Origin of the sequence: Micromonospora sp. NPDC023956 (assembly GCF_040639195.1) — a bacterium.
In the GTDB taxonomy this organism is placed as follows: domain Bacteria; phylum Actinomycetota; class Actinomycetes; order Mycobacteriales; family Micromonosporaceae; genus Micromonospora.
Genome location: NZ_JBEZZN010000007.1, coordinates 116,403 through 139,562, shown reverse-complemented (window position 1 = coordinate 139,562; position 23,160 = coordinate 116,403). Strand labels below are relative to the sequence as shown.

At 73.2% G+C, this 23,160-nt stretch carries 20 protein-coding genes and 1 tRNA gene; 10 read left to right on the top strand and 11 right to left on the bottom strand.

Annotation, left to right across the window (positions count from 1 at the left end):
• Positions 1 to 50: 50 nt before the first annotated feature.
• The 5 genes from AB0F58_RS16000 to argS all read right to left on the bottom strand — a co-directional run bounded on the left by AB0F58_RS16000 (position 51) and on the right by argS (position 9,276).
• A complete protein-coding gene (locus tag AB0F58_RS16000; protein WP_357142915.1) occupies positions 51 to 3,308 on the bottom strand; it encodes an efflux RND transporter permease subunit in 3,258 nt (1,085 codons plus the stop codon).
• Positions 3,309 to 3,501: 193 nt separating this feature from the next.
• Positions 3,502 to 4,551 (bottom strand): threonine synthase, encoded by a 1,050-nt coding sequence (gene thrC / locus AB0F58_RS15995; protein WP_357142913.1) that lies wholly within the window; start codon positions 4,549 to 4,551, stop codon positions 3,502 to 3,504.
• Between the two features lie 175 nt (positions 4,552 to 4,726).
• Positions 4,727 to 6,040: a homoserine dehydrogenase gene (locus AB0F58_RS15990; protein WP_357143254.1), complete on the bottom strand. Its 1,314-nt coding sequence runs from the start codon at positions 6,038 to 6,040 to the stop codon at positions 4,727 to 4,729.
• Between the two features lie 8 nt (positions 6,041 to 6,048).
• Positions 6,049 to 7,434 (bottom strand): diaminopimelate decarboxylase, encoded by a 1,386-nt coding sequence (lysA, locus tag AB0F58_RS15985; RefSeq protein WP_357142911.1) that lies wholly within the window; start codon positions 7,432 to 7,434, stop codon positions 6,049 to 6,051.
• Between the two features lie 177 nt (positions 7,435 to 7,611).
• The gene (gene argS / locus AB0F58_RS15980) at positions 7,612 to 9,276 is read right to left on the bottom strand and encodes an arginine--tRNA ligase (protein ID WP_357142909.1); all 1,665 of its coding nucleotides are present in this window, start codon (positions 9,274 to 9,276) and stop codon (positions 7,612 to 7,614) included.
• Between the two features lie 98 nt (positions 9,277 to 9,374).
• Here argS and AB0F58_RS15975 point away from each other — a divergent pair, with 98 nt between their 5' ends.
• From AB0F58_RS15975 to AB0F58_RS15960, 4 genes are all read left to right on the top strand, one after another.
• The gene (locus AB0F58_RS15975) at positions 9,375 to 10,193 is read left to right on the top strand and encodes a DUF3105 domain-containing protein (protein WP_357142907.1); all 819 of its coding nucleotides are present in this window, start codon (positions 9,375 to 9,377) and stop codon (positions 10,191 to 10,193) included.
• Between the two features lie 4 nt (positions 10,194 to 10,197).
• Positions 10,198 to 10,863 carry a DUF305 domain-containing protein gene (locus tag AB0F58_RS15970; protein WP_357142905.1) on the top strand — a complete coding sequence of 222 codons (666 nt, stop codon included), beginning with the start codon at positions 10,198 to 10,200 and terminating at the stop codon, positions 10,861 to 10,863.
• Positions 10,864 to 11,108: 245 nt separating this feature from the next.
• On the top strand, positions 11,109 to 11,828 hold the full coding sequence (locus AB0F58_RS15965) for a winged helix-turn-helix domain-containing protein (protein ID WP_357142903.1): 720 nt from the start codon (positions 11,109 to 11,111) through the stop codon (positions 11,826 to 11,828).
• A gap of 246 nt (positions 11,829 to 12,074) precedes the next feature.
• A tRNA-Arg gene (locus tag AB0F58_RS15960) sits at positions 12,075 to 12,149 on the top strand.
• Positions 12,150 to 12,315: 166 nt separating this feature from the next.
• On the opposite strand, the gene AB0F58_RS15955 is transcribed toward AB0F58_RS15960, so the two are convergent.
• Positions 12,316 to 12,930 (bottom strand): TetR-like C-terminal domain-containing protein, encoded by a 615-nt coding sequence (locus tag AB0F58_RS15955; protein WP_357142901.1) that lies wholly within the window; start codon positions 12,928 to 12,930, stop codon positions 12,316 to 12,318.
• Between the two features lie 106 nt (positions 12,931 to 13,036).
• Between AB0F58_RS15955 and AB0F58_RS15950 the strand changes: the two genes are divergently transcribed.
• Positions 13,037 to 13,444, top strand: a complete 408-nt coding sequence (locus AB0F58_RS15950; protein WP_357142899.1) for a RidA family protein — start codon at positions 13,037 to 13,039, stop codon at positions 13,442 to 13,444.
• On the opposite strand, the gene AB0F58_RS15945 is transcribed toward AB0F58_RS15950, so the two are convergent.
• Complete coding sequence (locus AB0F58_RS15945) at positions 13,441 to 14,421, bottom strand: ATP-dependent DNA ligase (protein WP_357142897.1); 981 nt, start codon at positions 14,419 to 14,421, stop codon at positions 13,441 to 13,443. The two genes, AB0F58_RS15950 and AB0F58_RS15945, sit on opposite strands and share 4 nt — an antisense overlap.
• 190 nt (positions 14,422 to 14,611) lie before the next feature.
• On the opposite strand from AB0F58_RS15945, the gene AB0F58_RS15940 reads away from it, so the two are divergent.
• Together AB0F58_RS15940 and AB0F58_RS15935 are read left to right on the top strand one after the other, a co-directional pair.
• Positions 14,612 to 15,157, top strand: coding sequence for a helix-turn-helix domain-containing protein (locus AB0F58_RS15940; RefSeq protein ID WP_357142894.1), 546 nt, complete (start codon positions 14,612 to 14,614; stop codon positions 15,155 to 15,157).
• A gap of 59 nt (positions 15,158 to 15,216) precedes the next feature.
• On the top strand, positions 15,217 to 17,430 hold the full coding sequence (locus AB0F58_RS15935) for an MMPL family transporter (RefSeq protein WP_357142892.1): 2,214 nt from the start codon (positions 15,217 to 15,219) through the stop codon (positions 17,428 to 17,430).
• Between the two features lie 121 nt (positions 17,431 to 17,551).
• On the opposite strand, the gene AB0F58_RS15930 is transcribed toward AB0F58_RS15935, so the two are convergent.
• Complete coding sequence (locus tag AB0F58_RS15930; protein WP_357142890.1) at positions 17,552 to 18,808, bottom strand: erythromycin esterase family protein; 1,257 nt, start codon at positions 18,806 to 18,808, stop codon at positions 17,552 to 17,554.
• Positions 18,809 to 18,883: 75 nt separating this feature from the next.
• Between AB0F58_RS15930 and AB0F58_RS15925 the strand changes: the two genes are divergently transcribed.
• Positions 18,884 to 19,075, top strand: a complete 192-nt coding sequence (locus AB0F58_RS15925; RefSeq protein ID WP_357142887.1) for a DUF2795 domain-containing protein — start codon at positions 18,884 to 18,886, stop codon at positions 19,073 to 19,075.
• Positions 19,076 to 19,169: 94 nt separating this feature from the next.
• On the opposite strand, the gene erm is transcribed toward AB0F58_RS15925, so the two are convergent.
• Both erm and AB0F58_RS15915 read right to left on the bottom strand, forming a co-directional pair.
• Positions 19,170 to 19,973, bottom strand: coding sequence for an ErmE/ErmH/ErmO/ErmR family 23S rRNA (adenine(2058)-N(6))-methyltransferase (erm, locus tag AB0F58_RS15920; protein ID WP_357142885.1), 804 nt, complete (start codon positions 19,971 to 19,973; stop codon positions 19,170 to 19,172).
• 406 nt (positions 19,974 to 20,379) lie between these two features.
• Positions 20,380 to 21,282 carry a Gfo/Idh/MocA family oxidoreductase gene (locus tag AB0F58_RS15915; RefSeq protein WP_357142883.1) on the bottom strand — a complete coding sequence of 301 codons (903 nt, stop codon included), beginning with the start codon at positions 21,280 to 21,282 and terminating at the stop codon, positions 20,380 to 20,382.
• A 153-nt stretch (positions 21,283 to 21,435) separates the two neighbouring features.
• Between AB0F58_RS15915 and AB0F58_RS15910 the strand changes: the two genes are divergently transcribed.
• Both AB0F58_RS15910 and AB0F58_RS15905 read left to right on the top strand, forming a co-directional pair.
• Entirely contained in the window at positions 21,436 to 21,831 is a 396-nt protein-coding gene (locus AB0F58_RS15910) for a hypothetical protein (protein ID WP_357142881.1), read from the top strand.
• 49 nt (positions 21,832 to 21,880) lie between these two features.
• Positions 21,881 to 22,297 carry a hypothetical protein gene (locus AB0F58_RS15905; RefSeq protein WP_357143252.1) on the top strand — a complete coding sequence of 139 codons (417 nt, stop codon included), beginning with the start codon at positions 21,881 to 21,883 and terminating at the stop codon, positions 22,295 to 22,297.
• Positions 22,298 to 22,359: 62 nt separating this feature from the next.
• On the opposite strand, the gene fabG is transcribed toward AB0F58_RS15905, so the two are convergent.
• Positions 22,360 to 23,118, bottom strand: a complete 759-nt coding sequence (gene fabG / locus AB0F58_RS15900) for a 3-oxoacyl-ACP reductase FabG (RefSeq protein WP_357142879.1) — start codon at positions 23,116 to 23,118, stop codon at positions 22,360 to 22,362.
• Positions 23,119 to 23,160 lie beyond the last annotated feature (42 nt).

Genomic DNA, 23,160 nt, shown 5'->3' with positions numbered 1-23,160 from the left:
TCCGGCGGGTGTCCCCGGTACGGCTCACCGCCGTACCGGGGACACCGGGGTCACTCCTGCGGGGGCAGGGGCGAGTGCCGGCTCTTCGGCAGGCGCAGCACCTCGAACTGGTCGGTGCCGTCGACCAGCGCCGGCGAGGGCTTCGGGCGGGACGGGACGTCCCCGGACGCACTGCCCGACACCGGACCGGCGCCGACGGTGGCCGGCTCGGGCGCCGCCTCCGCCGGGTCCTCGGCGGCCGGCGCGGTGGCGTCGCCGCCCCCTGCCCGCTGGGCCCGCCGCTCCTTGCGCCCCTCCACCATGGTGTAGAGCGTCGGCACCAGCACCAGGGTGAGCAGGGTCGAGCTGAGCAGACCACCGATCACCACGATGGCCAGCGGCTGGGAGATGAAGCCGCCCTCGCCGGTGAGGCCGAGCGCCATCGGCAACAGCGCGAAGATGGTCGCCACCGCAGTCATCAGGATCGGGCGCAGCCGGCGCCGGCCGCCCTCGACGACCGCGTCCCGGACGCTCATCCCCTGGTCCCGGTACTGATTGATCAGATCCAGCAGGACGATCGCGTTGGTGACCACGATGCCGACCAGCATCAGTACGCCGATCAACGCCGGCACGCCCATCGGGGTGCCGGTGACCAGCAGCAGCCCGATCGCGCCGGTCGCCGCGAACGGGATCGACACCAGCAGGATCAGCGGCTGCACCAGGCTGCGGAACGTCGCCACCATGATCAGGAAGACGATCGCGATCGCGGCCAGCACGGCCAGCCCGAGGTCGGCGAAGGCCTCCTCCTGGTCGGCGCTGACCCCGCCGATGCTCAGGGTCGCCCCCGGCACGTCGATACCGTCCAGCTTCTCGCGCAGGGCGGCGCTGGTGGCACCGAGGTTGGAGCCGGTCGCCGTGCCGGTGACCGTGACGCTGCGCTCACCGTCGATCCGGGTGACCTGCTGCGGCCCCTCGACCTGCTCGATGTCGGCGATGGCGTCCAGGGTGACCGCGCCGACCCGGAGCTGGCGGAGCTGCTCCACGGTGGTCGGTGGGGCGGCGGCGAACCGGAGCACCACGTCCCGCTGTCCACCGTCGAGGTTCACCCGCCCCACCGGGCTGCCCCGGAACGCCTGCCCGACGAGCTGGCCGACGGCCGCCTCGGTCAGGCCGGCCCGCGCGGCGGCGACCCGGTCCACCCGGACGTCGATCCGGGGCACCCGCTCCGCCAGGCTGGACGAGACGTCCTCGACGCCGTCCAGGTCGGCCATGGCCTTCCGGGCCTCCTCGGTGGCGCGGGCGAGCACCTCCGCGTCGCTGGCCTGGACGATCACCGCGAGCTGGTTGGCCGAGGTGCCGCCCTGGGCGGCGCCGAAGCTGATCTCGCCGGCCCGCTCGCCGAGCCCGTCGAACTCCCGGCGCAGGTCCTCCCGGAGCCGTTCGGTGTCGGTGCCCTCGTCGAGCGCGACGACGTAGCTGGCGGTGCTGTTGCCGCCGCCACCCTCCCAGGGCAGGCCGCTGCCACCGATGGTGACCTGGTACGTCTCGACGCCCTCGGTCCGTTCCAGCACCGCCTCGACCTGGCGGGCCGCCTCGTCGGTGCCGGCCAGCCCGGTGCCCACCGGCAGCTTCTGGCTGATGTTCAGGGTGTCCTGGCCGGAGTCGTCGATGAAGTTGGTTTCCAGGCGGCTGGCCAGCCCGAACGTGCCGAGCAGCACCACCAGCCCGATCCCCAGCGTGGCCCAGCGCCGTCGGGTGGCGAACCCGATCACCGGCAGGTACGCCCGCTGGAGCGGGTTGCGCAGCTCCTTCTCCTCGGCCTCCCGGCGGACCGCCTCGACGTCCACCGAACCGCCGGCCGGCTTGAGGAACCAGTACGCCAGGACCGGGATGACGGTCAGCGAAACCAGCAGCGAGGCGAGCAGCGCCACCGTGACGGTGATCGCGAACGGCGCGAAGAGCTGACCGACGAACCCGCCGACCAGGGCGATCGGAGCGAACACCGCCACCGTGGTGAGGGTCGACGCGGTCACCGCGCCGGACACCTCACGGACCGCGGTGAGGATCGCCTGCCGTTTCGGTTCGCCGTACTCCAGGTGCCGTTTGATGTTCTCCAGCACCACGATCGAGTCGTCGACCACCCGCCCGACCGCGATGGTCAACGCGCCGAGGGTGAGCAGGTTGAGCGAGTAGTCACCGCTCCAGAGCGCCAGCAGGGCCACCAGCACCGACAGCGGGATGGAGACCGAGGTGACCAGGGTGGAGCGGACGGAGACCAGGAAGACCAGGATGACGATGACCGCCATGACCAGGCCGAGCAGGCCCTCGGTGGTCAGGCTCTCGATCGACTTCTCGACGAAGGGCGCCTGGTCGAAGACGATGGTCAGCTCGGCGCCGGCGGCCTCCTCCAGGTCGGCGAGGCGGTCCCGGATGTCGTGCGAGATCTGCACCGCGTTGCCGTCCGGGGTGGCGGTGACCGCGATGCCGAGGCTGTCCCGGCCGTTGGTACGGGTGACCGAGGTGGGGGGCGCGAGCTGCTCGGTGACGGTGGCCACGTCGGCGAGACGGACCGGTGCCGCGCCCGGGGCGGCCGGGGCGAGCACGATGCCGCGCAGGTCGTCGAGGGTGGCCAGGGGGGTGCCGACCTGGACGGTCAGCGACCGTCCAGCCTCGACCACCGCGCCGGCCGGCACGGTGATCCCGTTGGTCTGCAACGCGGTGCCGATCGCGGTGGGCTGCAACCGCGCGGCGGCCAGCCGGGCCGGGTCCGGCGTGATCACCAGCAGTTCGTCCCGGGTGCCCGACAGGTCGACGGTACGGACCCCCTCGACCGCCTTCAGCTCGGGCAGGACCGCGTTCTCCAGCTTGTCGGCGAGGGCGCGGGGGTCGTCCCCGCCGGAGGCGGCGATCACCACGGCGGGCAGGTCGTCCGTGCTGCCGGCGAGCACCTGCGGCTCGACGTCGGCCGGGAGCTGGCCCTGGATCCGGTTCACCGCGGTCTGCATCTTGTTGACCATGTCGTCCACGTCCGAGCCGAACTCGTACTGCACGACGACGGTGGCGGAGCCCTCGCGGGACGTCGAGGTGATCTCCTCGACACCGGGGATGCCCTGGAGGCTGTTCTCGATCGGTTCGGTGACCTGGGACTCGACCACCTCGGGACCGGCGCCGGGGTAGGTGGCGACCACGAAGGCGGCCGGGAACTCCAGCGACGGTAGGAGTTGCTGCTTGAGCGACGGTACGGCGAACAACCCGAACGCCGTGGTCACCACCGCGATGAGGGCGACCAGCCCTCGGTTGGCGAGGCTCAATCTGGCGAGCAGCGACATCGGCGTGGCTCACTCCTGGAGTAAGGGTTGGCTCGGTACGGGCTAGTCTGCCCGACCGAGGTAACGCTCCCAGCTCCGGGGTCACCGCCGGGAGACCGACGGTGAGCAGCTCTTTTCCAGGGCTTTTCCAGCCCTGCTCGACGGTGCCTCCAGCCCGGGTCGACGGGGTGTCCACCCGGGGTGGGGAACGGGTTCAGGCCAGGTCGAGGGACCGGGCCGCGGCGAGCGGGTCGTTGGCGATGGTGATCGGGGCGGGCGCGGTGGAGATCGCCCACTCCGGGTCCTTCAGGCCGTGTCCGGTGACCGTGCAGACCACTGTGGAGCCGGCCGGCACCCGGCCCGCCGCCGCCTGCTGGAGCAGCCCCGCCACGCTGGCCGCGCTGCCCAGCTCGACGAAGGCCCCGACCTCCCGGGCGAGCAGCCGGTACGCGCTGAGGATCTCCCGGTCGGAGACCGCGGCGATCAGCCCGCCCGAGGCGTCCCGGGCGTCCAACGCCTTCGTCCAGCTCGCCGGGTTGCCGATCCGGATCGCGGTGGCGATGGTGGACGGCTCGGGCACCACCTGCCCGGTGACGATCGGGGCCGCGCCGGCGGCCTGGAAGCCGTACATCTTCGGGGCGCGGGTGGTGGTGCCGGCGGCCAGTTCCTCGGAGTAGCCCATCCAGTAGGCGGAGATGTTGCCGGCGTTGCCCACCGGCAGGCAGTGGATGTCCGGGGCGTCGCCGAGGGCCGCGACGATCTCGAAGGCGGCGGTCTTCTGCCCGTGCAGCCGATCGGGGTTGACCGAGTTGACCAACGCGACCGGGTAGTCCTGGGCGAGCTTGGCGGCCAGCGCCAGGCAGTCGTCGAAGTTGCCCTGCACCTGGAGCAGCTTCGCGCCGTGCACCAGCGCCTGGGCCAGTTTGCCGAGGGCGATCTTGCCCTGCGGCACCAGCACCGCGCAGGTCAGACCGGCGCGGGCCGCGTACGCCGCGGCGGAGGCGCTGGTGTTGCCGGTGGAGGCACAGATGATCGCCTTGTTGCCCGCCTCGATCGCCTTGGAGACGGCGACGGTCATCCCCCGGTCCTTGAAGGAGCCGGTCGGATTGGCCCCCTCCACCTTCAGGTGGACGTCACAGCCGAGCCGGCTGGAGAGCACCGGCGCGGGCAGCAGCGGCGTGTTGCCCTCGTGCAGCGTCACGACGGGTGTGGTCTCGGTGACCGGCAGTCGTTCCCGGTACTCCTCGATCAGGCCCCGCCACATATCGCTCTCCTCGTCTTCCGCACACCCGCCGGACCCGCCCAGCGTGGACCAGTCTCCCGGCCAGCGGGAGGGCGGACCCGGCAATAACCATCTGGCGGGACGGGGTGAGTCCGACTCGCCTACCCGCGCCGCCGCCGGCCCGGACGGCGCGGTCCGCACGCCGGCCGGGGGTCGTTCACCCGTCGCCCTCGACCCGTAGCACGCTGGCGATCGAGCGGACCGCCTCCAGGCCACGAAGATCCTCGACGGTGGCGGCGAGCGCGGCGTCCGGGGCGGTGTGCGTCACGATCACCAGGATGGCGTCCACGCCCCGGCCGGCGGGCTCGGTGCCGGCCGGCGCCTGCCGGACCGTGGCGATCGACACGTCGTGCCGGGCGAAGACACCGGCCACGGCGGCCAGCACGCCCGGCCGGTCGGCCACGTCCAGGCTGACGTGGTACCGGGTGAGCGCCTCCCCCATCGGCCGGACCGCCAGCTCGGCATAGGCGGACTCGCTCGGCGCGCGCACCCCGGCGAGCCGGTTGCGGCAGACCGCCACCACGTCACCCAGGACGGCGCTCGCGGTGGCCGCGCCACCGGCTCCCCGGCCGTAGAACATCAGCGGTCCGGCCGCCTGCGCCTCGACGAAGACCGCGTTGTACGCGTCGCCGACGCTGGCCAGCGGGTGGCTGAGCGGGATCATCGCCGGGTGCACCCGGACGCTGACCGAATCCCGGCCGGTCGCGTCGGTGCCCCGCGCGGCGATGCAGAGCAGCTTGATCGTGCAGCCCATCGCCTTGGCGCTGGCCACGTCCGCGGCGGTGACCTCGGTGATCCCCTCCCGGTACACGTCGGCCGCGCCGACCCGGGTGTGGAAGGCCAGCGAGGCCAGGATCGCCGCCTTCGCCGCCGCGTCGAAGCCCTCCACGTCGGCGGTCGGGTCGGCCTCGGCGTACCCGAGTTCGGTCGCCTCCTCCAACGCCTCGGCGAACCCGGCGCCGGTGGCGTCCATCGCGGAGAGGATGAAGTTGGTGGTGCCGTTGACGATGCCGGTGACCCGGTTGATCCGGTCGCCGTGCAGCGACTCGCGCAGCGGGCGCAGCAACGGGATCGCCCCCGCCACGGCGGCCTCGTAGTAGAGGTCCGCGCCACCGTCGGCCGCCGCGTCGTGCAGCGCCGCGCCGTCCTCGGCGAGCAGCGCCTTGTTGGCGGTCACCACGCTCTTGCCGGCCCGCAGGGCGTCGACCAGCCAACTCCGGGCCGGCTCGATGCCGCCGACCACCTCGATCACCACGTCGACGTCGTCGGACTTGACCAGGCCGAGCGCGTCGGTGGTGAAGAGTTCCGGGGCCACCGGCAGGTCGCCCCGGTCCCGGCCAAGCCGGCGGACGGCGATCCCGGCGATCTCCAGCGGCGCGCCGATCCGGGCCGCGAGGTCGGCCGACTGCTCGTGCAGCAGCCGGACCACCTCGCTGCCGACGGTTCCGCAGCCGAGTATCGCCAAGCGCAGGGGTGAGGTCATCCGACATCCAATGCGAGCAGGTCCGCTTCCGTCTCCCGCCGGACGATCAGCCGGGCCCGGCCGTCCCGTACGGCCACGACCGGCGGCCGGGGCACGTGGTTGTAGTTGCTGGCCATGCTCCGGCAGTAGGCGCCGGTGCCGGGCACCGCGACAAGATCTCCGGGCTGCACGTCGGCGGGCAGGAATTCATCCTTCACCACGATGTCCCCGGACTCACAGTGCTTTCCCACCACGCGGGCGAGTAACGGTTCGGCCGACGAGGCCCGGGAGGCCACCGTGGCCGAGTACGAGGCGTCGTAGAGGGCCGTCCGGATGTTGTCGCTCATCCCCCCGTCGACGCTCACGTAGGTGCGGATCCCGTCGACGTCCTTCACCGTGCCGACCTCGTAGAGGGTCAGCACCGCCGGGCCGACGATCGCCCGCCCCGGCTCGATCGACAGGTGCGGCACGGCCAGTCGCTGGACCAGGCACTCCGCCTCGACGATCCGGCGCAGCCGCTTACCCAGCTCGTGCGGGCTGGCCGGGTCGTCCTGGGTGGTGTACGCGATGCCGAAGCCGCCGCCGAGGTCCAGTTCGGGCAGCTCCACGCCCCGGGCGTCGCGGATCTGCGCCTGGAGCCCGAGCACCCGGCGGGCGGAGACCTCGAAGCCGTCCGTGTCGAAGATCTGCGACCCGATGTGCGAGTGCAGGCCCCGCAGCTCCAGCACGTCCTCGTCGATGATCCGCAGGGCCGCCGTGGCGGCGGCCCCGCCGGCCAGGGAGAAGCCGAACTTCTGGTCCTCGTGGGCGGTGGCGATGAACTCGTGGGTGTGCGCCTCCACGCCGACGGTGACCCGGACCAGCACCCGGGGCCGGACCCCGCGCTCGCGGGCCAGCGCGGTGAGCCGGTCGATCTCGTCGAACGAGTCGAGGATGATCCGGCCCACCCCGGCGTCCAGCGCCCGGGTCAGCTCGGAACCGGACTTGTTGTTGCCGTGGAAGCCGATCCGCTCCGGCGGCATGCCGGCGGAGAGCGCGACCGCCAGCTCCCCGCCGGTGCAGACGTCGAGGTACAGCCCCTCCTCGGCGACCATCCGGACCACCGCCCGGCAGAGGAAGGCCTTGCCCGCGTAGTAGACGTCCTCGCCCGGGAAGGCCGCCCGGAAGTCGCGGCAGCGCGACCGGAGGTCGTCCTCGTCGAGGACGTACACCGGGGTGCCGAACTCGGCCGCCACCGCCCGGACGTCCAGGCCGGCGACGGTCAGCGCGCCGTCCGCGCCCCGCGTCACGTTGCGCGGCCAGAGCTGCGGCACCAGGGCGTTGACGTCGGCCGGGGTACGCAGCCAGGCGGGCCCCCGGCTGCCGATGTCGCCATGCAGTGCGCCGGCCTCGTGTGCCCGCATCACATACCTCCGCTTCGCGACCGTGGGGCTCGCACGCTCACTCCTCGCGCTCGCCGCACGTCACCTCCGCTTCGCGACTGCGGGGCTCGCACGCTCACTCCTCGCGCTCGCAGCACGTCACCTCCGCTTCGCGACTGCGGGGCTCGCACGCTCACTCCTCGCGCTCGCATGTGCCCCCTACATCCTCTCCGGAGCGGAGACGCCGAGCAGGCGAAGCCCGTTGGCGATCACCGTGCGGGTGGCGTCGTTCAGCCAGAGCCGGGCCCGGTGCAGGTCGGTGACCTCCTCGTCACCGCGCGGCAGGATCCGGCAGCTGTCGTAGAAGCGGTGGTACGCCCCGGAGAGGTCCTCCAGGTAGCGGGCCACCCGGTGCGGCTCGCGCAGCTCGGCGGCGGTGGCCACCACGGCGGGGAACTGGGCGAGCGCCTTGAGCAGCTCGTTCTCCTTCTCGTGGTCGAGCAGCTCCGGGCGGAACGCCTCGGCGTCGCCCCGGGTCAGCCCCACCTCGGCGGCGTTGCGCCCGACGCTGGCCGTCCGGGCGGCGACGTACTGCACGTAGTAGACCGGGTTGTCGCGGGTCGCCCGGGTCCACAGCTCCACGTCGATGTCGATCATCGAGTCGGAGGAGTAGCGGGCCAGCGCGTACCGGGACGCGTCCACCCCGATCGCGTCGACCAGGTCCTCCAGGGTGACCACGGTGCCGGCCCGCTTGCTCATCCGCACCGGTGCACCGTCGCGCACCAGGTTGACCAGCTGGCCGATGAGGATCTCCAGGTTGCGGGCCGGATCGTCGCCGAAGCAGGCGGACATCGCCCGCATCCGCCCGAGGTAGCCGTGGTGGTCGGCGCCGAGCATGATCACGACCCGCTCGAAGCCACGGTTCCGCTTGTCGAGGTAGTACGCGCAGTCGGCGGCGAAGTACGTCCACTCACCGTTGGACTTGCGCAGCACCCGGTCCTTGTCGTCGCCGAAGTCGGTGGTGCGCAGCCAGACGGCCCCGTCGGTCTCGTAGACGTGACCCTGCTCACGCAGCCGGTTCAGGGCCTCGTCCAGCTCACCCCGGTCGTGCAGCGACTTCTCGTTGAAGTAGGTGTCGAACTCCACCCCGAAGTCGCGCAGCGACGACCGGATCTCGGCGAACATCAGCTCGACGCCCTCGACCCGGAAGACCTCCTGGGCCGCCGCGTCGTCCAGGCCGAGCGCCTCCGGCCGCCGGGTGAGCACCTCGGCGGCGATCTCGGCGATGTACGCCCCGCCGTACCCGTCTTCCGGGGCGGGCTCCCCCTTCGCGGCGGCGAGCAGCGACCGGGCGAAGCGGTCGATCTGGGAGCCGGCGTCGTTGAAGTAGTACTCGGTGCCGACCTCGGCACCGGTGGCGCGCAGCAGCCGGGCCAACGCGTCGCCCACCGCCGCCCACCGGACCCCGCCGATGTGCACCGGGCCGGTCGGGTTGGCCGAGACGAACTCCAGGTTGATCCGCTCGCCGGCGAGCCGGTCGCTGCGGCCGTACTCCGCGCCGGCCTGGACGATCGACCGGGCCAGCAGCCCGGCGGCGGCGGCGTCGAGCCGGATGTTCAGGAAGCCCGGACCGGCGATCTCCACCGACTTGATCCCGGGGGCCCGGCCGAGCTGCTCGGCGAGGGCGGTGGCGAGCTCCCGCGGCGGCTGCCCGACCTTCTTGGCCAGCTGGAGCGCCAGGGTCGAGGCGTAGTCACCGTGCTCCGGGTTACGGGGTCGCTCCACCGCCGCTCGCTCCGGCAGCGCGGAACGATCGAGCCCGCGGTCGGTGAAGACGGCGTGGGCAGCGGATAGGACGACCTCGGCGAGTTCTGCGGGAGTCACCGATCCATGGTATCGGGGGTAGACTCGGTCACTCGTGGGCGACCCTGCACGTCATCGGCCCGCCACCTTCCCCTGACCGACCGACCTGACGAGGCACCATGAGCATCAGCACCCCGGGCGGCGACCAGCGCCGTCCGTCCGTGGTCAGCACCGGCAAGAAGCCGGCTGCCGGCAGGCCCGCGTCCGGCGGCAAGACGGCCGGCGGGAAGACGGCCGGCGGGAAGACCGCCGCCGCCCGCCCGGCGTCCGGCGGCAAGGGCCCCCGGAAGCCGATCACCCCGGTGAAGGTCAGCCAGGGCCGCTCGTGGGGTCCGATCGCGCTCTTCGTCGCGGTCGGTGTGCTCGCCGCCGCGATCATCGGCTACGGCGGCTGGGCCGCCTTCCAGGGCGCCAAGCCGTGGGAGGAGCGGGCCGCCGCCATCGACGGCATCAGCAACTTCCGGGAGAACGACCCGGAGCTGGTCAAGGGTGGCAACCACCAGACCGGCGCCATCAAGTACACGGTCCTCCCGCCGGTCGCCGGCCCGCACAACGCCGCCTGGCAGAACTGCCAGGGTGACGTCTACGACGCGCAGATCTCCAACGAGCACGCGGTGCACAGCCTGGAGCACGGCGCGATCTGGATCACCTACCGCCCCGACCTGCCGGCCGACCAGGTCGAGAAGCTGGCCGAGCGGGTGCGTGGCCAGGAGAAGACGATGCTGAGCCCGTTCCAGGGGCTGGACAAGCCGATCTCCCTCCAGGCCTGGGGCTACCAGCTCAAGGTCGACAACGCCGGCGACGACCGGATCGACGAGTTCATCAAGACGCTGCGGATCAACGCCTCGGTCGAGGGCCCGAACGCCAACTGTGGTCAGGGCATCACCGCGACCGGCACCGCTCCGCGCGACCTCGGCGACCCGATGACCCAGGGCTGAGTCGATGACCACGGCAACCACGAGGGAGAACACGACCCCGGCCGCCGGTGACGGCGGTCCGGGAACGGCCCCGGCGCGGCGCTGGGGCACCGCCGCACTCGCCGTCGCCGTCGTGCTCGGGCTCATCCTCGGGTACACCGGCGGTCTGCTCACCCCCCGCATCACTCGGCCCGGCGACGCGTCGGCGGAGGCCGGTTTCGCCCGGGACATGACCACGCACCATGCCCAGGCCGTGGAGATGGGTCTGATCGCGTTCGACGAGGGCACCGATCCCGAGGTGCGCCAGATCGGCGGCGACATCGCCACCGGCCAGCAGGGCGAGATCGGCACCATGCAGACCTGGCTGCGCTCCTGGGGGCTGGACCCGACCGGCTCCCGACCACGGATGTCCTGGGTGCCGGACGGCGCCGACATGATGCAGAACGGGCTGATGCCGGGCATGGCCACCCCGGAGGAGATGGCGAAGCTCCGCGCCACCCAGGGCCGGGAGAAGGACGTCCTCTTCCTGGACATGATGATCAAGCACCACATCGGCGGGGTGCACATGATCGACGAGGTACTGAAGGCCACCGACGAGCCCGACGTCGTCCGCAGCGCCCGGACCATGAAGAACACCCAGCAGAAGGACCTGACCAACCTGCAGAACGCGCTGACCCGGCTACGGGGCTGAGCCCCCGTCGGTTCTCCGCGTTCCACCGATCGCCGCCCCGCCTGCCGGGGCGGCGATCGCCGTTGCGGGGCGAAAACCCCGCGCCAGGGGCGGGCTGCCAGGCGACGCCGCCTCGCCGCTCCGGGCCGTCCCTCGGCGCTCCCCGACCACCGCCCATCTGCGAGTCTTTTGCCCGATTCGGCTGTTTCAAGCTTTTTCTACCCACATATCGTGACCAGTTGTGATTCGGGGTCGTTGCGCAGGACGTGGGGGTTGCACTCAGAGACGCACGACGCTCGGTCACCAGTTGGTGCCGACGCCACACCATCGGCGGTGACGGAACGGTGGCAGCCGTCCGTCGCGGACAGCGGTCGGGCGAGCCGGGATCGCTCAGCCGCGAACAGGAACTCGACCTGATCGACGTCCTGCGGGGCGTCCACCCCGACGAGTTCGGCCTGGACGAGGAGCTGTGGACGCGGCAGAGCCTCACCAGCCTCATCCAGCGCCGCTACGACCCGACCATGGACACCGGGGCGGTCGGGGCGTACCTGCGGGCCTGGGGGCTGGGTCCCCGGGAGCCGAGGGAGCGGGCCTGCGGGCTCTGCGTCGGCGCGGTGGAACACTGGGTCCGCACCGAGTACCCGGCGATCACCCGGGCCGCCCAGGAGCACCTGGCGGAGGTCTACTGGCTCGGCCGGGTCCGCCTGCGCGGCACCATGCCGGCGGCGGACGTGGTCTCCGCGGTGTCGTCCCGGGGCCGGGTCCGCTTCATGATCACCACACCGTCGGTGGACCCACCGCTCCCCCGGGACTTCGTGCTCCGGCTCAGCGGCGCGGAGGAGCGGGCCGTACACGTGATCATGGACGGCTCCTGGCCGAGGAACGAGTGGCCCCGCCGGCTGCCCCGACGGGTCGTGCTGCACCCGCTGCCGAGCTGCGGACGTGCCGTGGCCGCCCGGCCCGGACGCCTCGGACCGGCGGCCTGAGGCGCCCCGCCACCGGCGGCGAGGTCGTCACCGAGCACCTCGCCGGGCGGCCCGAGCGGCACCCGGCAACGGCGGGATCCCTCCGGACGGGAGCAAGGCGTCGACGCGGACGGGCACACCCGCGCCGACCTGCCGGGACACCGCGTTCCACCAGGTACGACGCGGTGACGCGCCGGCCAGCGGCCGGTCGCCCGATACCGATTGGGCGCTTCCGGGGAGCGTTTGCTACTCTTTCCCGGTCGCTGAGCCCCCGTAGCTCAGGGGATAGAGCACCGCCCTCCGGAGGCGGGGGCGCAGGTTCGAATCCTGCCGGGGGCACCACCGATCGAGCACCACGTGAAGGCCGCTGACCAGGCAACTCAGGTCGGCGGCCTTTGTCGTGCGCCCGGCCACGTCCGGCTGCCAGCGACGGGTGCCCGTGCCGCTGCACCCGTACGTCGGCCGGCCCCGGAGTCCGACCGCCTCGTCGGTGGCCCGGCCGACGGTGTCACCCGAGGGTGGACCACCCGACCTGCACCGATCGGCGGCAGCGTTCCCCGTCGTCGCCGGCGGCGACGAACAGCGCGGTCAGGACGGCGGGCGCGTGGGCCATGAGTGCTTCGCGGGGCAGGACCCCGGTGATCACCAGCATGGTCAGGCCGTGGCCGGTGGCCCACATCTGCGTGGCGACGGCCTCCGGGTCGGCGGAGTCGGTGAAGCGGCCCTGCTCGCGGGCCCGGACGGCAGCCGCGACGAGGACACCAAAGGCTCCCGCCGCGGCCCGCGGGTCGTCGAGCTCGGCCACCGCGTCGTACATCGTCCGGTACAGGGCCGGGTTGGCGAGCGCGTTGTCGACGTAGGCGGCACCGAGCGCCGCCAGATCGCGCACCGGGTCCGCCGTGGGACGCACCCGGTCCAGCCGGGCCGCCAGCCGGGTCAACCCCTCCTGTCGCACCGCCCGCCACAGACCGGGCATGCCTCCGAAGTGCGTGTAGACCGCCATCGTCGAGGCGCCGGTCCCGTCGACCAGAGCGCGGAGCGTGACCGGGTCACGGCGGGCGAGCAGCTGCGCCGCCCGCTCCACGAGGACCAGGCGGACAGCGGCCGAGGCAGTTCTGGGCACGCGCCGGATGATACATACCACCGCTATGGCACCTGAAGCATAACGACGCTATGCTTCAGGTCCACGGCACGGCCGGTCCGGGCCGCGTCCCGGCGGAGGAGACCGCATGTCCCTGCACCTGTTCAACCCCGACGGCCTACCGAAGCCCGACATGTACCGGCAGGTCGCGGTCGCCTCCGGAGGACGGATGGTCTTCCTCGCCGGGCAGGTGGCCCGCGACGCCGAGGGCCGACCGGTCGGCACCGGCGACCTCGCCGCCCAGGTCGAGCAGGCGTACCTCAACGTCGCCACCGCGCTGGCGGCGGTCGGCGGCAGCTTCGACGACGTGGCCAAGCTGACCGTGTACGTCGTGGAGTGGGACGGCGGGAAGCTGGCGGCTCTCGGTGCCGGTGTGCAGCGTGCCGCCACGCGACTCGGCGTCGACCTGGTCAAGCCGATCACCCTGATCGGCGTCGCCAGCCTCGGTGAACCCGACCTCCTCGTCGAGGTCGACGCCATCGCCGTCCTCGACTAGCCGGCCCCGCCGGCGTCCGCCCCGGCGGCTCGGCGGGCCCGTGCCCGCCGCTTCCCCTCGTGCATCGCCTGGACCCGGGCCACCGGGATGGTGTGCCCCTCGGCCACCAGGTCCGCCGGGAGCCGCTGCGGCGCGGGCATCTCCGCCACCCACGGGTCGTGGGCGGCGACCAGCCCCGGCACGGTCCGGATGGTGAAGTCGGCCGGCGTGACGTCGGCGAGATCGGCCCAGGCGACCGGGAAGGAGACCGGCACGTCCGCACGCAGCCGGGGGCTGTACGCGGCGACCACCGTCGCCCCGCCGGCCCGGGTGGAGTCGACGAAGACGCGGCCACCCCGGTCCTCGCGGATGAACGCGGTGGTCGCCAGCGCCGGGTCGATCCGGGCCGCGTGGGCGGCGAGGGCCCGGGTGGCGGCGGCGGTGTCCGCCGGGTCGGTCCCCGGGGCCACCGGCACGAAGACGTGCACCCCCTTGGCCCCGCTGGTCTTGACCGCGCCGGCGAGACCCGCGTCGGCGAGCGCCTGCCGGACCAGCCCGGCGGCGGCCACGGCCAGCCCGAAGGCGTCCTGGTCGGGCGGGTCGAGGTCGAGCACGAGGTGGGTCGGGCGCTGCGGGTCGTCGGCGGTGCCGAGGGTCGGGTGGTACTCCACCGCGCGCTGGTTGCCGAACCAGAGCAGGGTGCGGCGGTCGTCGCAGAGCGCGTACGAGACCTCGCGGTGGGACGCCTCCGCCCACACCGCCACCCGGCGCACCCAGTCCGGGGTGTAGCGGGGCAGGTTCTTCTGCATGAAGGGGGCCTGACCGCGAAGTGCCCGGACCACCGACAGCGGCCGGTTCCGCAGCTCCGGAAGGAGCCGGTCCCGCACGGCGTCGAGATAGTCGACCAGGTCCCGCTTGGTGAGGTCGGAGCCGGCGACGAGCGGCTGGTCCAGGTTGGCCAGGGGGACGCCGTCCCGTACCTCGTCCGCGGCCGTCATCAGCCCACCATCCCGGCCGCCCGGCCGGCGCGCAACCGGAACGGCCGACACACCCCGCGGCCGGGTGCGTGGCTCTTCACCCCATCTTCCCCGATCCGGGCGGGATGTGGCGAACACCACCATCTTGGTCTGACCGATCGGTCAGCTCCTGACCGATCGGTCAGGCATTCTCGGTGAGGGAGGTGGGCAGGTGGCACGGTCGGTACCGGAGACCCATGACGAGATCCTCGCCGCCGCGGCGCGGCGGTTCGCGGTGACCGGGTACAAGGGCACGTCGTTGCAGGACATCGCCCGCGAGGTCGGGTGTTCCAAGGCGGCGGTGCTCTACCACTTCGCCAACAAGGAGGCCATCCTCACCGAGCTGATGGCCCCGGCGATCACCATGCTGCTGGCCCTCGACGAGCGGCTGCTCGGCTCGACCGGGCAGACCGCCCAACGGGACGCCGTCGAGGGCTTCGTCGAACTGGCGCTCCGCTTCCGCCGGGAGATCGCCCTGTTGCAGGGCGAGTTCCCCGAACTGCTCCAGGCCCCCGCCTTCGCGCACATCCAGCGCTGCTCCGACCGGCTCCGCGACGCCCTGGCCGGCGGCTCACCCGGGGCCGAGGCCCAGGTCGCCGCACTGATCGTGCTCGCCGGGATCGCCGCCGCCTGCGCGGAGTTCCCCCACCTGGGCGACGACGAACTGCGTGCCGCGCTGCTCGCGGTCGCCCGCCGGGCGCTCGGGCCGCTGGACTGACCCACCACCGACGTCCGATCACCATTCACGATTCCGAGGACAGGACAAGGAAGACCACCATGGCGACCCTGTTGTACCGGCTCGGCCGGGGCGCGCTACGGCGGCGGCGACTCGTCGTCACGCTCTGGCTCGTCGCACTGATCGGGCTCGGTGGGGCCGCGGCGCTGTTCCGCGGCCCCACCTCGAGCGACTTCACCATGCGCGGCACCGAGTCGCAGGAGGCCCTCGACCTGCTGGCGAAGGAGTTCCCGGCGGCCAGCGGTGCCACCGGCACCATCGCGGTGAAGGCACCCGCCGACGGGCAGCTCGGCACCCCGCAGGGGCAGGCCGTGCTCCGGGAGCTGGTGCAGGAGGCGGGCAGCCTGCCCGGCGCGGTCGGCGCGGTCGACCCGGTCCAGGCCGGCGCGATCTCGCCGGACGCCCGGTACGCCCTGGTCCAGGTGCAGTTCTCCGGTGGCGCGGACGAGGTCACCGACGCGCAGCGCGAGGCGTACGAGAAGGTCGGTGAGCGGGCCGAGAGCCAGGGTTACCAGGTCGCCCCCGGCGGGGAGGTGCTCAACACCGAGCCGGAGGTCGGCTCGACCGAGGCGATCGGCGTACTGGTCGCCCTGATCGTGCTGGTGGTGACCTTCGGCTCGCTGGTCGCGGCGGGGATGACCATGCTCAACGCGCTGATCGGCGTCGGCGCGGGCATGGCCGGGCTCTTCGCGCTCAGCGCCGTCGTCGACCTGACCAGCACCGCCCCGATCCTCGCGCTGATGCTCGGCCTGGCGGTCGGCATCGACTACTCGCTCTTCATCACCTCCCGGTACCGGCAGAACCTGCTCTCCGGACTGACCCCGGAGGAGGCGGTGGGCCGCGCGGTGGGGACCGCCGGCTCGGCGGTGGTGTTCGCCGGGGCGACCGTGGTCATCGCGCTCGCCGGGCTCGCCGTGGTCAACATCCCGTTCCTCACCGTGATGGGCCTCGCCGCCGCCGGCACGGTAACGGTGGCGGTACTGGTGGCGATCACGCTCCAGCCGGCGCTGCTCGGTTTCGCCGGTCAACGGGTGCTGCCGCGCAAGCTGCGGAGCACCGCCCCGACCGACGGCACCGCTCCGGCCGACGAACCCGCCCCGGCCGACGTGGACGTCGCCGAGGACCGCTCCGGCTTCGGTTTCCGTTGGGCCCGCTGGGTGACCCGGTTGCGCATCCCGGTCATCCTGGCCGGGCTGCTCGGGCTGGGACTGCTCGCCATCCCCAGCACCGACATGCGGCTGGCCCTGCCGGACGCCGGCACCGCCCCGGTCGGCTCGCCGGCCCGTACCTCCAACGACCTGATCACCGAGGGCTTCGGTCCGGGCTTCACCGGTCGCCTGGTGGTGGTGGTCTCCGGTGACTCCGCAGAGCGGGCCGCCGCCGCACTCCCCCGGGTCACCCAGGAGATCCAGGACACCGAGGGCGTGCTCGCGGTCGCCCCGCCGCAACTCTCCCCGGACGGCCGGACCGCCCTCCTGGCGGTCATCCCGGAGACCGGGCCGACCGACCAGGCGACCGAGACCATGGTCCACGACATCCGGGGCGCGGTCGACGGGATCGACGGGGCCGAGGTGCTGCTGACCGGCGTCACCGCGATCGGCATCGACGTGTCGGAGAAACTCGCCGACGCGCTCCCGATCTACCTGCTGCTCGTGGTCGGTCTCTCCGTCCTGCTGCTGATGCTGGTCTTCCGGTCGATCCTGGTGCCGGTCAAGGCGGCCCTGGGCTTCCTGCTGACCGTCGCGGCGACCTTCGGCATCACCGTCGCGATCTTCCAGCAGGGCACGTTGGCCGACCTGGTCGGGTTGGACACCCCCGGCCCGCTGGTCAGCTTCCTGCCGATCCTGCTCATCGGCATCCTGTTCGGGCTGGCCATGGACTACGAGGTCTTCCTGGTCTCCCGGATGCGGGAGGACTTCGTGCACGGCGACACCGCCGCCCAGGCCACCATCAACGGCATGGGCCACGGCGCCCGGGTGGTCACCGCCGCCGCGCTGATCATGATGTCGGTCTTCGGTGGCTTCGTCTTCCTCGACGACCCGATCATCAAGTCGATGGGCTTCGCGCTCGCGATCGGCGTCGCCATCGACGCCTTCGTGGTGCGGATGACCATCGTCCCGGCGGTGATGTCGCTCCTCGGCGACAAGGCGTGGTGGCTGCCCCGCTGGTTGCAGCGGGCCCTGCCGAACGTCGACATCGAGGGCGAGGGGCTGCGCGCCCATCTCGACGAGAAGGCCGCCGCCGGCGTCCGCTGATCTCCCCCACCCCCGGGCACCGCGGCCCGCGCCGCACCGCCCGGGGGTGGTACCCGGGGTCCCCTGCTACCGCTTCGGGCGGCGCAGGGGGCCCCGGGCGCACACCCGGGCCGGCTCCGGCTCACATGCCGGCCGGGTACGTCTCGAGTTCGCCGGGCGTGGTGAGGGCGGGCAGCGGGTGCAGGGCACTGGTCTGGTCACACCAGACGAAGGCGTCGTAGCGCTCCCCCAGCCGGGTCGGCACGTAGTTGGACCGCGACTCCAGGGAGGGGTCGTAGACCACCCCGATCGCCCGGTGGTCGACCGTGCCGGTGACCCAGTCCGGCTGGTCCGCCCCGCCGAAGACCAGCACCGCCCGTTCCGGCAGCAGCTCGTGCAGCCGGTGCTCCAGGGAGTCCGGCCTGGCCGGCGGGGCGGTCATCGCCTCGGCGGCCGATCCCCAGCGGGGCGCGGCCACCACCCCGCCGCGGTAGCTGCCGAACCCGACCAGCACCACCGCCGCGTCGCCGTGCCGTTCCCGGGCGAGCTGACCGACGTTGACCAGGCCGGCGCCGGCCATGTCGGTGGCCCGAGCGTCGCCCACGTGGGTGTTGTGCGCCCAGACCACGGCCCGGGAGCCGGGACCGTACCGGTCCAGCAGCCGGTCGAGGGTGTCGGCCATGTGGGTGTCCCGGACGTTCCAGGACTCGCCCCCACCGGTCACCATGGTCCGGTAGTACCGTTCCGCGCCGGCCACCACCTCCGCGTTCTGCCAGGCCGAGAAGCGGTCCGCGCCGTCGGCGGCGGCCTGCTCCCGGGTACGGGACAACAGGCGCACCACCTCCTCCTCGCAGCGCGCCGAGACGAACCGGCTGGCCAGCCCGTACTCCTCGGGCCGCTTGCCGAACGGCTCGAAGCAGCGGTACGCGTCCTGCGCCGCCTCCAGCGATGCCGGGTCCTCCTCACCCAGGTAGTCGAAGATCGCCTGCATCGACTCCCAGAGGCTGTAGACGTCCAGGCCGTGGAAGCCGGCGCGGGCCGGCTGCGGCCGGTCCACGTTCCAGGCGCGCAGCCAGCGGCAGAACCGCGCCACCTCGGCGTTCGCCCACATCCAGGTCGGCCAGCGCTCGAAGCGTTCCAGCGCGGCCAGGGGGTCGGGGGCACCACGCGGAACAGCGGTGACCGAGCGGTTCACCCGGTCGCAGTCCGGCCAGTCCCCCTCCACCGCCACGAAGGAGAAACCGCACTCGGCGATCAGCCGGCGGGTGAGCTGTTCCCGTAGCCGGTAGTAGTCGTAGGTGCCGTGCGTCGCCTCGCCGAGCATGACGATCCGGGCATCGGCGACACGGGCCAGCAACGGGTCGAAGTCGCTCGGTGCGCCGAGCCGCTGGACCTGCATGTCCGCGGCTACCCGGGGCGGGTCGGGGCAAACCACGACGGGTGTGCGCCGGCCGCCAGCGGGTAGCCGGCGTCCATGACGGTCAGCGGCGGGCAGTGGTGGGAGTACCTGGCCGGACTGGACTACCCGGTGTCCCGGGAGGATCTGGTCCGCCGGGCGCAGGAGGTCGGCGCGAGCACCGAACTGCTCCAGGCCCTGCGGACCCTGCCGGTCGAGGAGTTCGCCTCGGCCGACGAGGTGACCGCCGCGATCGCGACCGTCGCCTGACCGCCACCCCGCGACACCGCCGGTCACCCCGCCGCCGACTCCGCCGGTCGACCCCGCCTCCGCCCCACCGGGCGGTCCGGGGGTCAGCCGCCGGTCAACCCCGTCGGGCGTGCAGCAGCCGGAACAGCACCAGCCACTGCTCCGGCCAGACCTCCCCGACCGGGGTGGCCGGATCGAGCCGGACCGCGCGCAGCGCGGCGTCGACCCGGGACCTCGGGTGCGCCGCCCGCAGCGAGGCCGCGAGCGAGCCGCCGGCCCCGCCGAACCCCAGCTCCACCATCCGCCGGTACGCCGGCAGCGCCCCCGCCGACAGCAACGGCTCGGAGCGGCGTTCCAGCCGCAGGATCCCGGCGTCGACCCGGGGCACCGGGCGGAACGACGTCCGGGGCACCCGACCCGCCAGCCGCCAGCCGAACTCGGGCCAGGTCGAGACGGTCAGCCGGGTCCACCGGCCGTAGTCACCGCTGCGCTTGCGGGCGTACTCGAGCTGGGTGAGCAGGGTCGCGGACCGTAGCGCCGGGGCGGCGAGGCACCAGCGCACCACGGCGGACGTCAGCGACCAGGGGATGTTGCCGACCAGGGCGAACGGCTCCTCCGGTGGTACCACCGAGAGGAAGTCCACCGGCCGGTGCTCCACCCCGGGCAGCGCCGCGCAGACCGCGGCCAGCTCGGCCGTGACGGCCGGGTCGACCTCGTACGCGAGGAGTCGTCGGCAGCGGGCGGCCAGCGGCCGGGTCAGCTGACCCCGACCGGCGCCCACCTCCACCAGCAGATCGTCCGGGCCGGGGCGGGCCGCCCGGACGAACCGCGCGACAGCGGCCGGATCGGTGAGGAAGTTCTGGGACAGTACGCGACGGGACCGGTCGCGTGCGGTGGTACGAGTTCGGCGGGGCGCCACGGGTTCGTCCTGTCTGCCGCTGGTACGGCGGCGGGGCGGACAGGCAGCACGGAGCGGGGCCTGTCCGAGCGGATCGGGACTCGGACGACCCTGGAAGACGGCAGCACCCGCGACACCTCGTTCCCACGCCCACCCCGGCGCGGAGTGGGCAGGCGGGAAGGGGCTGGCCAGGCGGCCAGCGCGGAACCCGGATCGGTCAGGCGCGGTGGGCGTACCGGTCGGCCAGGGCCGGACGCCGGACTCGCGGACGGGCCGCCTGGAGCGGGCCCCACGCGGCCGACATCCCGGCCACGTCGATCAGGGCATGCGTGATCATGCCCCGCACCCTAGGCCCCGCCCCGCCTTCTCCGCGCTCCCTTTTTCCACCCCCGGCGACCGGGGGCGTCCGGGGCGAGGGCGGTGGGGGTCAGGGGAGCGGGTGGGACCGGGCGTCGGTGCGGGAGCGTTCGGCGGCGGCCAGGACGGCGACCACCTCCCGGCCGAAACGGACGTCGCAGTGGTGGTCCCGGGTGCCGGTGTCGACCTGCCCGAGCAGTTGGTCGATGGCGAGGCCGAAGGCGGCGACCGGGCGGTCGTTCCCGGGCGGCACGGTCGCGACGCCGTTCTCGCCGAAGAACACGACCTCCTGGGTCACCGCCTCGGACGGCGCGTCCAGGGTGAGCGACAGCGAACTGGTGGCCCCGCCCTGGTGGGTGAGCAGCAGGTGTACCAACCCGCGCGGGCCGTCGGTGGCGGTCACCCGGCTCACCGGGCCGAGCACCGGCAGGACCATCGAGAGCGCGTGCGGGCCGATGTCCCAGAGCGCGCCGTGCTGCCGCCGCCAGGTCGAGTCCGCGTACGGCGACGCCAGCTCGAAGATCGAGGAGAACAGGGTGACCCGGGCGTGGTGCCAGCCGCCGGCGGCAGCGGTCGCCCCGAGGAAGCCCACGACGTTCGGGCGGAAGCGCTGGGTGAAGAAGACGATCGAGGCGACCCCCGACTGCTCGGCGGCGGCGACCACCCGGTCGGCGTCGGCCAGGTCCAGCGCCACCGGCTTGTCCAGCAGCAGGTGCCGGCCGGCGGTGGCGGCCCGGACCGCGATCTCCGCCTGTACGTCCGGCGGCAGCGCCACGGCGATCGCGTCCACCGCCTCGATCAGCGCGTCCACCTCGTCGTACGCGGGCACGCCGTGTCGGCTCGCCAGCGCGGCGGCCCGCTCCGGGTTACGTCCCCAGACCCCGGCCAGTTCGGCGCGCGGATGCGCGGACAGCGCCGCCGCGTGCGTCTGGGCCGCCCAGTGACCGGTGCCGAACAGTCCGAACCTCAGCAACCCGCACCCCCATCGTCCATCGGTCCTGGCCAGCTGCCCGGTCCGCGCTACACGCTAGTGCGCCGGACTCGTGCACCGACCGGCAGCAGGTCGCCCCGAAGGCTGCCGGGGCGCTGAGTACGCTGTCCCGGTGACCGAGGTAGGGACGCCCCGATGACCAGTGCCGCCGCAGCCGGCTCACCGGTGGACGGGATCCTCGCGACCGTCGCGATCGTGCTGTCGCTCGTACTCGCGGGGTGGAGCCTGGTGACGGCGGCGCGGAACCGGCCCCCGGACCGCACTCACCTGCTGGGCCTGATCGTGCTGGAGGTCGCGCTGCTGGCGCTGACCGTGGTCGCCCTGGTGGCGATCGGCGGCGGCGACCGGCCGGGCGAGCCGGGTGCGTTCGCCGGCTACCTGGTGACGCTGGTCTTCCTGCCGCCGCTGGCGGCGGTGCTGGCCCGGATGGAACCCACCCGTTGGGGCGCGGCGATCATCGGGGTGGTGTGCCTGGTCCTCCCGGTGGTGGTGGTCCGGCTCCAGCAGACCTGGGAGGTCGTCGGTGGCTGACCTTCCGGGGACGCCGTCGGCGGCGGACCGACCGGGGATCTCGGGGGCGGTGGACCCGTCCCGGGCGGCCGGGCGCGCCACCGGCCGGGGACCGGGTCGGCTGCTGATCGCCGTCTACCTGCTCTTCGCCATCGCGGCGACCTCGCGGGCCGGGCTCCAGATCGTCACCCGGTTCGACGAGGCGCCGCTGGCGTACCTGCTCTCCGCGCTGGCCGCGGTGATCTACATCGTGGCGACCGTCGGACTGGCCCGGAGCGGACGCGTCGGCCGGCGTATCGCCCTGGCCTGCTGCACCATCGAGTTGGTCGGGGTGCTCGGCGTGGGCGCGCTCAGCCTGGTCGACCCGGCGCTCTTCCCGGACGACACGGTCTGGTCCGGCTTCGGCAGCGGTTACGGCTACGTCCCGCTGGTGCTGCCGGTGCTCGGCCTGGTCTGGCTCTACCGGACCCGGCACCAGCGGGCCTGACCCCGCGCGCGACCGGGCCGGTCGCCGTGGGGCGGACCGACCCGGTGACCCGGTCGGCGGGGTCAGTCCCGGGGACCGCCGGCGACGTAGACGACCTGACCGGAGACGAAGCCCGCCGCCTCGCTGGCCAGGAACGAGATGGTGTGCGCCACGTCCTCGGGACGGCCGACCCGGCGTACCGGGATCTCGGCGATGGCGTGCTTCTGGAGGTCCTCGAAGTCCACCTTCATCCGGGCGGCGGTCGCGGCCGTCATGTCGGTGACGATGAAACCGGGCGCGACCGCGTTGACGGTCACCCCGAACGGGCCGAGTTCGATCGCCAGCGTCTTGGTGAAGCCCTGGAGACCGGCCTTGGCGGCGGCGTAGTTGGCCTGCCCCCGGTTGCCCAGCGCGGAGGTGCTGGAGAGGTTGACGATCCGCCCCCACTTCTGGTCCACCATGTGCTTCTGGGTGGCCTGGCTGAACAGGAACGCCCCGCGCAGGTGCACCCCCATGACCGTGTCCCAGTCGGCGTCGGTCATCTTGAACAGCAGATTGTCCCGGAGCACCCCGGCGTTGTTGACCAGGACGGTCGGCGCGCCCAGTTCGGCGGCGACCCGCTCCACCGCCGCCGCCACCTGGGCCCGGTCGGACACGTCCGCCCCGACGCCGAGCGCCCGGCCGCCGTCCGCACCGATCGCCGCGACGGTCTCCTGGGTCGCGGACTCCTCGATGTCGACCACGGCGACCGCCAGGCCATCGGCGGCCAGCCGGCGGGCGGTGGCCGCGCCGATCCCCCGCGCGCCTCCCGTGACGATCGCGACCCGTTGCCCCTCGGCCATTCCTACCTCCCAGTAACATGGCGACCCCCGCACCCTACCCCG

Bases quoted from the DNA above. Each gene is read 5' to 3' on its own strand.
- AB0F58_RS16000 (WP_357142915.1), bottom strand. From the start codon at position 3,308: ATGTCGCTGCTCGCCAGATTGAGCCTCGCCAACCGAGGGCTGGTCGCC.
- thrC (WP_357142913.1), bottom strand. From the start codon at position 4,551: ATGTGGCGGGGCCTGATCGAGGAGTACCGGGAACGACTGCCGGTCACC.
- lysA (WP_357142911.1), bottom strand. From the start codon at position 7,434: ATGCGGGCACACGAGGCCGGCGCACTGCATGGCGACATCGGCAGCCGG.
- AB0F58_RS15975 (WP_357142907.1), top strand. From the start codon at position 9,375: ATGAGCATCAGCACCCCGGGCGGCGACCAGCGCCGTCCGTCCGTGGTC.
- AB0F58_RS15970 (WP_357142905.1), top strand. From the start codon at position 10,198: ATGACCACGGCAACCACGAGGGAGAACACGACCCCGGCCGCCGGTGAC.
- AB0F58_RS15950 (WP_357142899.1), top strand. From the start codon at position 13,037: ATGTCCCTGCACCTGTTCAACCCCGACGGCCTACCGAAGCCCGACATG.
- AB0F58_RS15945 (WP_357142897.1), bottom strand. From the start codon at position 14,421: ATGACGGCCGCGGACGAGGTACGGGACGGCGTCCCCCTGGCCAACCTG.
- AB0F58_RS15935 (WP_357142892.1), top strand. From the start codon at position 15,217: ATGGCGACCCTGTTGTACCGGCTCGGCCGGGGCGCGCTACGGCGGCGG.
- AB0F58_RS15930 (WP_357142890.1), bottom strand. From the start codon at position 18,808: ATGCAGGTCCAGCGGCTCGGCGCACCGAGCGACTTCGACCCGTTGCTG.
- AB0F58_RS15925 (WP_357142887.1), top strand. From the start codon at position 18,884: ATGACGGTCAGCGGCGGGCAGTGGTGGGAGTACCTGGCCGGACTGGAC.
- AB0F58_RS15910 (WP_357142881.1), top strand. From the start codon at position 21,436: ATGACCAGTGCCGCCGCAGCCGGCTCACCGGTGGACGGGATCCTCGCG.
- fabG (WP_357142879.1), bottom strand. From the start codon at position 23,118: ATGGCCGAGGGGCAACGGGTCGCGATCGTCACGGGAGGCGCGCGGGGG.